The sequence below is a fragment of the Pseudomonas sp. 10-1B genome (assembly GCF_000935045.1).
GTDB lineage: Bacteria > Pseudomonadota > Gammaproteobacteria > Pseudomonadales > Pseudomonadaceae > Aquipseudomonas.
Window position 1 is genome coordinate 12,830 of sequence record NZ_JYKS01000011.1, and the last position, 10,735, is coordinate 23,564.

At 62.8% G+C, this 10,735-nt stretch carries 11 protein-coding genes; 7 read left to right on the plus strand and 4 right to left on the minus strand.

Annotated features, from left to right (window positions below):
* Window positions 1-134 precede the first annotated feature (134 nt).
* Window positions 135-1,517, minus strand: coding sequence for a cysteine--tRNA ligase (cysS, locus tag TZ03_RS07885; RefSeq protein WP_051096799.1), 1,383 nt, complete (start codon window positions 1,515-1,517; stop codon window positions 135-137).
* Between the two features lie 9 nt (window positions 1,518-1,526).
* Complete coding sequence (locus TZ03_RS07890; RefSeq protein ID WP_051096802.1) at window positions 1,527-3,230, minus strand: glutamine--tRNA ligase/YqeY domain fusion protein; 1,704 nt, start codon at window positions 3,228-3,230, stop codon at window positions 1,527-1,529.
* Between the two features lie 249 nt (window positions 3,231-3,479).
* Between TZ03_RS07890 and TZ03_RS07895 the strand changes: the two genes are divergently transcribed.
* On the plus strand, window positions 3,480-3,980 hold the full coding sequence (locus tag TZ03_RS07895; protein ID WP_051096805.1) for a peptidylprolyl isomerase: 501 nt from the start codon (window positions 3,480-3,482) through the stop codon (window positions 3,978-3,980).
* On the plus strand, window positions 3,977-4,699 hold the full coding sequence (locus TZ03_RS07900) for a UDP-2,3-diacylglucosamine diphosphatase (RefSeq protein ID WP_051096807.1): 723 nt from the start codon (window positions 3,977-3,979) through the stop codon (window positions 4,697-4,699). The genes TZ03_RS07895 and TZ03_RS07900 overlap by 4 nt, the downstream gene beginning before the upstream one ends.
* A gap of 314 nt (window positions 4,700-5,013) precedes the next feature.
* Here TZ03_RS07900 and TZ03_RS07905 read toward each other — a convergent pair whose 3' ends face one another.
* A complete protein-coding gene (locus TZ03_RS07905; RefSeq protein ID WP_051096810.1) occupies window positions 5,014-7,323 on the minus strand; it encodes an acylase in 2,310 nt (769 codons plus the stop codon).
* 196 nt (window positions 7,324-7,519) lie between these two features.
* On the opposite strand from TZ03_RS07905, the gene TZ03_RS07910 reads away from it, so the two are divergent.
* On the plus strand, window positions 7,520-7,894 hold the full coding sequence (locus TZ03_RS07910) for a fe2+ zn2+ uptake regulation protein (RefSeq protein ID WP_051096812.1): 375 nt from the start codon (window positions 7,520-7,522) through the stop codon (window positions 7,892-7,894).
* A gap of 35 nt (window positions 7,895-7,929) precedes the next feature.
* Here TZ03_RS07910 and TZ03_RS07915 read toward each other — a convergent pair whose 3' ends face one another.
* A complete protein-coding gene (locus tag TZ03_RS07915; protein WP_003248064.1) occupies window positions 7,930-8,118 on the minus strand; it encodes a hypothetical protein in 189 nt (62 codons plus the stop codon).
* Window positions 8,119-8,270: 152 nt separating this feature from the next.
* Between TZ03_RS07915 and TZ03_RS07920 the strand changes: the two genes are divergently transcribed.
* From TZ03_RS07920 to TZ03_RS07935, 4 genes are all read left to right on the plus strand, one after another.
* A complete protein-coding gene (locus TZ03_RS07920) occupies window positions 8,271-8,729 on the plus strand; it encodes a hypothetical protein (protein ID WP_051096814.1) in 459 nt (152 codons plus the stop codon).
* Window positions 8,730-8,980: 251 nt separating this feature from the next.
* A complete protein-coding gene (locus TZ03_RS07925; RefSeq protein ID WP_051096816.1) occupies window positions 8,981-9,361 on the plus strand; it encodes a Mor transcription activator family protein in 381 nt (126 codons plus the stop codon).
* A gap of 63 nt (window positions 9,362-9,424) precedes the next feature.
* Entirely contained in the window at window positions 9,425-10,105 is a 681-nt protein-coding gene (locus TZ03_RS07930) for a DUF2589 domain-containing protein (RefSeq protein WP_051096819.1), read from the plus strand.
* 73 nt (window positions 10,106-10,178) lie between these two features.
* Window positions 10,179-10,733 carry a DUF2589 domain-containing protein gene (locus TZ03_RS07935; protein WP_051096822.1) on the plus strand — a complete coding sequence of 185 codons (555 nt, stop codon included), beginning with the start codon at window positions 10,179-10,181 and terminating at the stop codon, window positions 10,731-10,733.
* Window positions 10,734-10,735 lie beyond the last annotated feature (2 nt).

Consider the following 10,735-nt stretch of genomic DNA (forward strand, 5'->3'; position numbering starts at 1 on the left):
TTGTATTGCCTGGACTGGCCTCATCGCCGGCAAGCCGGCTCCCACAGGGACTGCACAGGGCTTGAGGCCCATGCGGTCGAGGTGGGAGCTGGCTTGCCGGCGATTGGGCCGCAACGCGGCCCCGCTTGACTGGTTTAGTCAGCCAGGCGCCAGGTCGTCCCACCCTTGCCGTCTTCCAGCACCACGCCCATGGCAGTCAGCTGGTCGCGAATGCGGTCGGACTCGGCCCAGTTCTTGTCGGCACGCGCCTGCAGACGCGCCTGGATCAAGCCCTCGACCTCAGCCGCATCCACCTTGCCTTCGGCACCGGCACGCAGGAAGTCATCGGCGTCCAACTGCAGCACACCCAGCACATCACCCAGCTCACGCAGGCGACCCGCCAGGCCGGCAGCCGCTTCTGGGTCGCTGTCGCGCAGGCGGTTGATCTCGCGCACCAGGTCGAACAGCACCGCGCAGGCTTCGGGGGTGCCGAAGTCGTCGTTCATCGCCACGCTGAAGCGCTCGACAAACTCTTCGCCGCCCTTGGCCGCCACCCGCGGCAAGCCGCGCAAGGCGTGGTAGAAGCGCTCCAGCGCGCCCTTGGCGTCGCGCAGGCTGTCTTCGGAGTAGTTGATCGCGCTGCGGTAGTGGCTGGCCACCAGCAGGTAACGCACCACTTCCGGGTGGTACTTCTCGAGCACGTCGCGGATGGTGAAGAAGTTGTTCAACGACTTGGACATCTTCTCGCCATTGATACGGATCATGCCGCAGTGCATCCAGGCGTTGGCGTACTGCTTGCCGGTGGCCGCCTCGCTCTGGGCAATCTCGTTCTCGTGGTGCGGGAACTCCAGGTCGCTGCCGCCGCCATGGATGTCGAAGCTTTCGCCCAGGCAGCAGGTGGACATCACCGAGCACTCGATGTGCCAACCCGGACGCCCCGGGCCCCATGGCGATTCCCAGCTCGGCTCGCCCGGCTTGACGCCTTTCCACAGCACGAAATCCAGCGGGTCCTGCTTGGCTTCGTCGACCTCGATACGTGCACCGATGCGCAGGTCCTCGATCTTCTTGCGCGACAGCTTGCCATAACCGACGAACTTGCCGACGCGGTAGTACACGTCGCCATTGCCCGGGGCGTAGGCATAGCCCTTGTCGATCAGGGTCTGGATCATGGCGTGCATGCCGGCGATATGGTCGGTGGCACGCGGCTCCTGGTCTGGCGGCAGGATGTTCAGACGGCGCTCGTCTTCGTGCATCGCGTCGATCATGCGGGCAGTCAGGGCGTCGAAGCTTTCGCCGTTCTCGTTGGCCCGGTTGATGATCTTGTCGTCGATGTCGGTGATGTTGCGCACGTAGGTCAGCTCATAGCCGCTCTTGCGCAGCCAGCGGGTGACCAGGTCGAAGGCCACCATGCTGCGGCCATGGCCCAGGTGGCAGTAGTCGTACACGGTCATGCCGCACACGTACATGCGCACCTTGTTGCCATCCAGCGGCTTGAAGGTTTCCTTCGCTTTGCTCAGGGTGTTGTAGATGGTAAGCACGGCGGTTCCTCAGCTGCCCCAGGAGTCACGCAGGGTGACAGTGCGGTTGAACACCGGGCGGCCCGGCTGGCTGTCTTTCAGGTCGGCGCAGAAGTAGCCTTCGCGCTCGAACTGGAAGCGGTCCTCGGGCTGGGCCTGGGCCAGCGATGGCTCGGCACGGCAACCGCTGAGCACTTGCAGCGAGTTCGGGTTGATGTTGTCCAGGAAGCTGCCGCCCTCCTCGGTCTTTTCCGGGTTCGGCGAGCGGAACAGGCGGTCGTACAGGCGCACTTCGCACTCGACGCTGCCCTCGGCCGGCACCCAGTGGATCACGCCCTTGACCTTGCGGCCCTCGGGGTTCTTGCCCAAGGTGTCCGGGTCGTACGAGCAACGCAGTTCGACAATGTTGCCGTCGGCGTCCTTGATCGCTTCGTCGGCGCGGATCACGTAGCTGCCGCGCAGGCGCACTTCACCGGCCGGCTCCAGGCGCTTGTAGCCCTTCGGCGGCTCTTCCATGAAGTCGTCGCGGTCGATGTACAGCTCGCGGGCGAACGGCAACACGCGCACGCCCATGTCTTCCTTCGGGTGGCGCGGCAGTTCGAGCTGCTCGACCTGGCCTTCCGGGTAGTTGGTGATGACCACTTTCAGCGGGCGCAGCACGCACATGGCGCGCGGCGCGGTGCGGTCCAGATCGTCACGGATGCTGAATTCGAGCATCGACATGTCGACCACGCCGTCGGAACGGTTGGTGCCGATCATTTCGCAGAAGTTGCGGATCGATGCCGGGGTGTAGCCACGGCGACGGAAGCCGGACAAGGTCGACATGCGCGGGTCGTCCCAGGCTTCGACGTGCTTCTCGTCGACCAGTTGCTTGAGCTTGCGCTTGGAGGTGATGGTGTAGTTCAGGTTCAGGCGGCTGAACTCGTACTGGCGCGGGTGTGCCGGTACCGGCAGGTTGTCGAGGAACCAGTCGTACAGCGGACGATGCCCTTCGAACTCCAGGGTGCAGATCGAGTGGGTGATGCCCTCGATGGCGTCCGACTGGCCGTGGGTAAAGTCGTAGTTGGGGTAGATGCACCACTTGTCACCGGTCTGGTGGTGGTGGGCATGGCGGATGCGGTACAGGATCGGGTCGCGCAGGTTCATGTTCGGCGAAGCCATGTCGATCTTGGCCCGCAGCACGCGCTCGCCGTCCTTGAATTCGCCAGCCTTCATGCGCGCGAACAGGTCGAGGTTGTCTTCCACGCTGCGCTCACGGAACGGGCTGTTCTTGCCCGGCTCCTTGAGGTTGCCGCGGTATTCCTTGGCCTGGTCAGGGGTCAGGTCGCAGACATAGGCCTTGCCACGCTTGATCAGCTCGACCGCCCAGTCGTGCAGCTGGTCGAAGTAGTCGGAGGCGTAGCGCACGTCACCGGCCCAGTCGAAGCCCAGCCACTTGACATCGCTCTGAATGGCGTCGATGTACTCCTGGTCTTCCTTGGCCGGGTTGGTGTCGTCGAAACGCAGGTGGCAGACACCCCCGAATTCCTGGGCCAGGCCGAAGTTGACGCAGATCGACTTGGCATGGCCGATGTGCAGGTAACCATTGGGCTCCGGCGGGAAACGGGTGACGATGCTGCTGTGCTTGCCCGAGTCCAGGTCGGCCTGGATGATCGGCCGCAGGAAGTTCGCAGGGACAGCGGGGGCGCCTTTGGCAGCGGCGTTGGGCGCGTTGTCGGCAGTGGGCTTGCTCATAGGATCCTTGAATGCACGTGTCCGGCCTGGGTAGGCCGATTGAATCAAAGGGCCTATCATAGCCGAAGCAGTCAAGCTGCTGACAGTCGGGCCCGGACAAACTGGCGTGATTTATCACGGCTTTTTGCCGCGGCCTGGCAAAATGGCCAGTGCGCGCCATGTGTCGCGATCGCCTGATCCTGCGTCAGGTGATAACCCCGCGCCCTGCGCACCCTAATTCCCGATTGCCTTGAAAGAGCGAGTTTCAGCATGTCCAAAGTCAAACTGAGCACCAACCACGGCGACATCGTCCTGCAACTGGATGCCGAAAAAGCGCCGCTGACTACCGAAAACTTCGTTCAGTACGTCAAGGATGGCCATTACAATGGCACCGTGTTCCACCGTGTGATCAAGGGCTTCATGATCCAGGGCGGCGGCTTCGAGCCTGGCATGAGCCAGAAGAAAACCCGCGCCAGCATCCAGAACGAAGCCGACAACGGCCTGAAGAACAAGAAGTACAGCATCGCCATGGCCCGCACCATGGAACCGCACTCCGCCTCGGCGCAGTTCTTCATCAACGCCTCCGACAACGACTTCCTCAACCACAGCGGCAAGAACGTGCAGGGCTGGGGCTATGCCGTGTTCGGTGAAGTGATCGAAGGCCGTGAAATCGTCGACGCCATCGAAAAAGTCGCCACCGGCTCCAAGGCTGGCCACCAGGACGTGCCGAAAGACGACGTCATCATCGAGAAAGCCGAGATCGTTGAGTGATCCTGCTGATCTCCGATCTGCACCTGCAAGAAGAACGCCCGGACATCACCCGGGCGTTTCTTGATCTGCTCGATGGCCGCGCGCGCCACGCCAAGGCACTGTACATCCTGGGCGACTTCTTCGAAGCCTGGATCGGCGACGATGCCATGACGCCCTTTCAGCAGTCGGTCTGCCAGGCCTTGCGCCGCTTGAGCGACAGCGGCACGGCCATCTACCTGATGCATGGCAATCGTGATTTCCTGATTGGCCAGGCCTTCTGCGAAGCCGCAGGCTGCACCCTGTTGAGCGACCCCAGCGTGATCGAGCTGGGCGGTGAGCAGGTGTTGCTGATGCATGGCGATACCTTGTGCACCCGCGACCTGGCCTACATGAAAATGCGCCGTTTGCTGCGCAACCCGCTGAGCCTGTGGATTTTGCGGCACCTGCCGCTGTCCACTCGCTACAAGCTGGCACGCAAGCTACGTAGCGAAAGCCGCACGCAAACGCGGATGAAGGCCACCGAGATCGTCGATGTCACGCCCGAGGAAGTGCCGAAGGTAATGGCGGCGCATGGCGTGCGCACGCTGGTGCATGGCCATACCCACCGGCCGGCGATACACAAGCTGGTGGTCGACGGGCAGCCGGCACGGCGTATCGTGCTGGGTGACTGGGACCGCCAGGGCTGGGCCCTACAGGTTGACGAGCAAGGCTTTCAGCTGGCGCCGTTCGAGTTTTCCTGAAGGCAATGTGGTTGGCTGCACTGACCCTATCGCCGGCAAGCCAGCTCCCACAGGTTCTCCACAGGCCTCGAATACTGTGGGGTACTTGTGGGAGCAGCTGTCTTGTATTGCCTGGGCTGGCCTCATCGCCGGCAAGCCAGCTCCCACAGGTTCTCCACAGGTCTCGAATACTGTGGGGTACTTGCGGGAGCAACTGTCTTGTATTGCCTGGCTGGCCTCATCGCCGGCAAGCCAGCTCCCACAGGTACTGTGCAGGACTTGAGGCGATGCGGTCGAGGTGGGAGCTGGCTTGCCGGCGATAGGGCCGGAATGCCTTACTGCTGAGCCACTGCCCCCTTGTCCCCTTCACTGATCACCACTTCCCGGTACTCCGGGTCGGCCTTGATCTGTGCCTCGGTAAACGGAATCACCGCCAGTTGCTTGGCCGCAAATGCCTTGGTCTGGTCACTGGCATGCGCCGAAGCCGCTTCGCTCGACTGCGAAAACGCCAGCAGCCCACGGGCCTCTGGCCCCTTGTCGGTGAAGCTGACCAGTTGCAGGTAGCTGGTACCACTGACCACCAGCCGCTTGCCCTGCCCGTGCGGCACGCTGTAGATCGCGTTGTACACGCCCAACGCCTGCGGGCCGCCCGGTACCGGTGTGCCATCGAGGGCCTGTTGCACCTGGCCCCAGCGCGCCTCCCCCGCTACACCGCTGTCATTCACTTGTTCGAGCGAGGCCAGCGCCGCCTCGTGTACCAGCTTGCGCACCGCCGCCTGCTCCACGGCCAGCCCGCGCGGAGTGTGTTGCGGGTCGGCCGGGTCGAAGGCCACCCGCCAGCTTTCCGGGTGCTCGGCCAGGGCATCGAACAGGTTCTGGAAATGCACCAGGCCAATACCGCTGTCGAGGTCGGCCTTGCCATTCCAGGCCGCCAGGCTGCTGCACACGGCCTGCACATCCGCAGTGGCACCCTTGCACCATTGCAGCAGGTCTGGCAGCACCAGGCTGGCCAGGTAGACCTCGTCATCGGTCACCATGCGCTGCAGGTCATCGACACCCAGCTTGGCTGTACCCTGCAGGCGTTGCAGGGCAAAGCGGCCGCGCATGCCCAGCGGCTGGTCACTGCGGCTGACCAGCGGCGAATAACCGGTCAGCGGCTGCGCCGGGTTGGCCATCCAGGCCGGGTCGTTGGAGTTCTGCACGAAGTCTTCGCGCGCAAGGCTCGGCAGCAGTCGCGCCGGGAAGATACCCGGCTGCGCCGCCTGTGCATCGACCTTCCACTGGCATGCACTGCGCGAGCCATCGAGCACCACCAGATGCCCTTGTGCCTGCGGGTTGCTGCATTCGCCCAGCAGTTGCTGGTCGACGTAAGGCACCACTGACTGGTTCAGGTACAGGGCTTGGCCGCCTTGGTCCACGGCCAGGGTGTTGACCCAGGGAATGCCCTGCAACTGCTCGACCGAACCCTTCAACCCCGCCAGGCTGTCGGCCCGGTTGATCTGGTACCACTGCTGCAGTACCCGGGTGTTCTCAAGGTTGGCGTCACGCAGGCTGTAAGCCGTATGTGCGTCCCAGTCCAGCCGACCAGGCCATTGCACCACCGGGCCGAATTGCGAACTGTAGACCTGCCGCTGTAGCTGACTCACGCTGCCATCCTCGGCCTTGACCGCAATGCTGACGGTTTGCCGGGCCAGCGGCAGCGATTTGCCATCGAGCAGGTAACGGGTCGGGTCCTTGGGATCGAGCTGCAGGCGGTAGAGGGTAAAGTGCTTTGAGGTATCGACGGTATGCGTCCAGGCCAGGTGCCGGTTGAAACCGATGTTGACCAATGGCAGGCCCGGCAGTGCCGCGCCCATCACGTCGAGCTGGCCGGGGATGGTCAGTTGCATCTGGTAGAAGCGCATGCCGCCCATCCATGGGAAATGCGGGTTGGCCAGCAACAGGCCACGGCCATTGGCCGAGCGCTGCGCGCCCACCGCCACGGCATTGCTGCCGCGTTCCGCGGCAAAACGCGCTTGCCGGGCCAGCGCAGTGGCAAAGTCTGCCGTCGCGCGTTGGCTGGTCAGCGCCGGCGGTTGCGCCCCCGCCAGCGCTTCGGCGAACTGCCCGACACCACCCTCGGCCAACAGCCGACGGGTCAGCTTGACCAGGTCCTGGCTGGTGATGGGGCGCACCCACTCGCCCTTGCCGCACTCGGCCGGCAACCCTTGACTGCGGCGCTCGGCCAACGCCCGGTTGTAGCCGCTGGCATACCCCTCCAGTAGCGCCTGTACCGGCGCGGGCTGGGCCTGCAGAAACGCGTTAACCGCCACCGGGCTGTTGAGCCAGGTGAAGAACAGGTCGCTGGCCAGGTTGTCACGCTGTTCCAAGGTCTTGCCCTTGGCGCCGAAGTAGCGGGAGCGTTCACCGCTCACGGTCAACACTTCATTGGCCAGCAGGCACAGGTTGTCCTGGGCGTAGGCGTAGCCGATGCCATAGCCCAGGCCACGCTCATCCTTGGCCACGATGTGCGGCACCCCGTAACTGGTTCGGCGAATCTGCGCACTGGCATCGGCGACGGCGTTCTGCGCCTGTACGTCAACGCCGAAAGCCACCAGGGCCGTAACCAGGCCAGCGCAAGTCATGGGACGGGAAAGTGAGAACACGGGCACTCCTCGGAGTCAGGGGTCATCCCGACTAGACGAATGGCCAAGTGAAAATTTTACGTATTACAAGACGATGGAACGTCTTGAACAGGAACAGGCATTTTTTTTACGAATGGGTTGCAGTTTTTGCGTTCTCATTCGTCTTAGTAAGTGAGCCACCCACATTTCGGGTTCGTCCACGAAAAGGAGCATTCACATGTACAACCCGCAACCCTCGATCCAGGCCGGGCACATCCCAGGCAAGGCGCCCACGGGACAGGACGCTTTTGCTGAGGAACGTATCGGCAACGAGCAGATTCGCGAGCTATTGCGCACCTTTGGCCTGCGCACCAGCCTGATCCGCCTCAAGGTGATCGATGCCTTGCACGCCGCCGACCGCAATGGCCGCAGCATCGGCGTGCGTGGCGTGCATGCGCAACTGGAACAGCTGGATATCCCGCTGTCATTCCTCAGCGTGCGCGAAGTGCTCAAGCGGTTGTGCGCCGAAGGGGTCATCCAGCTGGGCAGCGACAAGTGCTACAGCCTCAATCCCCAGGCGCGCGCCGTGCTGGAGCAATCACACTCGCGCTGAGGCATGGCCGGCCACACCTGGCCGGCCCGCACAGATCAAGGCTTGACCTTGCGCCGCAGAATGCCGTTGATCACCACTACCACCACGGCGATGGCAATGGCCAGCATCTGGAAGGTCTGCTCGCTGATCGTGCCCTGCTTCTGCAGGTGGGACAGGCCCAGCATAAGGCCCAGTACTACCAGGATGATCAGAAGTGAATATTTGAGGCGCTGCACGTGTGTCATCGAAGGTTCCTTGCAACATCAGGGGCAAATTGGCTCGCAACGAGCCGCAGCAATGATACAACGCCCATCGACTCCGGCGCTGCATTTCCTGCTGGGTAAGGCGACAGTGGCCTGAAAGCATGGGGCTCGCAAGCACCCATGCCGGAGGCACCATGTACAAACCCCTGCTGTTCGCGTCGCTGTTTCTGACACCCTTTTCTCTTCATGCACTGGACACCCGCCAGGTACCTGCCGAGCGGCTGCTCGAGCTGGGCGGCGAGCTGGCCGCCAACGCCGGTGCCAGCCAATGGCAACAGCTGTGGCACCGTGTGCGCCAGGCTGGCTACCTGCAAGCCAATGGTGCCCCCGTGCATTTCACTGTACCCAGTGCCCGCCTGCCCGAGCTTGCCCGGCAAACCTTGGCCCAGGCCGACCAGGTCCAGCCACTGCAGCAGACCCACGCGCTATACCGGCGCAGCTTTGCAGGCCTGGTCATCGGCCAGCGCGGTGGGCAGCCGCTGCATGCGCTGTGCCTGCTGGTTGACTGGCGCACGCTGCCACAAGGCATGCGCGACACCCCGCAGGCCTACCTGCGCAGCACCAGCCTGCTGAGCAGCTATCCGTGCGATTGAGGGTCCCCGGACCCAACACGCAACAGTGGGAGTGAACTGATGGGAAATCACACGCCGCAGCCAAATCTTGACGCCATGTCCTACAACGCAGGATATCGCTGCCTGCAAAACCTGTTCACCGAAGCTACAAGTCCCACCCCATATGCCGCCTAGCGACGCACCGTGGCTGTCGCAGAAAATTCAGTCACACCGTCGACATACCGCCGCTGGTGATCGGGTAGCACATCCCATCCATCCCGAAGGAGCGTCATATGGAACTACCAGACTTGAGCCACATCGATATCAGCCAACTGCCCCATTCGCTGCAGGCCCTGATCGACTGCATCGGCATCGACAACGCCTACCAACTGACCTGCGCCTACGGCGGCAGGCCCAAGTACATCCCCAAGCACCGCGAGCGCACCAAGCTCGCCGACGTGCTGCCGGCCGACGCGCTGGACGCACTGATCAAGCGCTTTGCCGGGGTAGCCCTGGAGATACCCAAGGCAGACCACTTCCTGCGCCAGCTGCGCAACCTGCAGATCCAGAAGGAAAGCGCCAGCGGCTTGTCCCGCAGCCTGCTGGCCAACAAGTACGGCCTGAGCCTGCGCCAGATCGGCAACATTCGTCGCCAGGAACCTTGCGTTCGCTGACGGCCTGCCACCGTGGTCACCATTGATGGCCACCGATACCCCAACTAAAGAGAGCATCCAGTCATGTCTATAGACAACAGCCTCATTGGCTCCGTAATCAATTCCTTGCCGATGGACCGCATGATCGCAGGCCCCTTGCAGGCCATGGTTCAGGCACAGGTCACCGCCAGCAAATCGTACGCCGACTTCCTGATGCAAGTGTGTATCCAGGAAGGCAAGGCAGTGGCCATCCAGTTCGACTACAACGAAACCATCGTTGACGAACAGGGTGAATACCAGGGCGTGGTCAACAAGACCATGAAGGTGCCGTTGGTGGCGGCCATCACTCACCCGAACATCACCATCGAAGAAGGTAACGTCGAGTTCGAACTGGTCATCAACCAGATGTCGGAAGACGTATCCAGCAAGGACATGAGCGCCGAGGCGAGCGGCTCGCTGGGATGGGGGCCGTTCAAGCTGAACGTGAAAGGCAGCGTCAGCCACAAGTCCACGCAAACCCGCAAGACCGACACCCGCGCCCGTTACGCCTTCAACACGACCTTGAAACGCCAGGAGCCACCTGAGGCGATGATGCGGGTGATCGAGTTCCTTACCGATGCCGCGACCAAGCCCACCATGCTCAAAACCGCCAAACTGGAGAGCCCGGACGAAATTTCCAAGGACGATACCTTGAAAAACCCTGCGGCCGCCTTGAAAAAGCCTTCTTCCGATAAGGCCCCTGATCCGGCCACCCCTTCTTCTTGAGGTGCCCCTGCTTCACCAAGACAGCCCCACCCGCCAGCAACGGGGGGCCCAACTGGCCTGATGAGTCGAATCAATGGAAAAGCCCCCCGTCCCCATGACCTCTATCGACCTGCGCGAGATCACCCGCGGCCTGCAGGAGGCCGCCAGCGCTACCAACAGCCTGATCGCGCAGCAGTACATCAACCTGTTCGACCAGTTCTTCGAGTGCGATACCGAGGCATTGGGCACCCCCATGAAGGCCAAGATGGTCGAGGTGGCCATGGACGGCCAGCACATCATGCGCGTGCCGCTGTTCGCGCTGGTGTCGCCCAAGGGCCTGGCCCTGGAGCGCATGCAGGTCGACCTGTCGGTGCGGGTCAAAGGTGCCGACGCGCAACAGGCATTGCAGAGCGCTGGCGAAAACAAGGCCGCGAGCTTCAAGGTCACCATCGGTGCCCAGGGCCGCCAGGGTGAAAACCGTGACCCTGACGAAGTGCAGATCCGTATGCAATTCCAGGCCAGTGAACCGCCAGAAGCGCTTAACCGGTTGATCGAGGAATACACCAGCCTGATCATCCCGGTGCGCACCCCCAGCCCACCGCCTTCCCCGGACACCAATGAATTCATCGATGCGGCCACCGTTGGTTGATG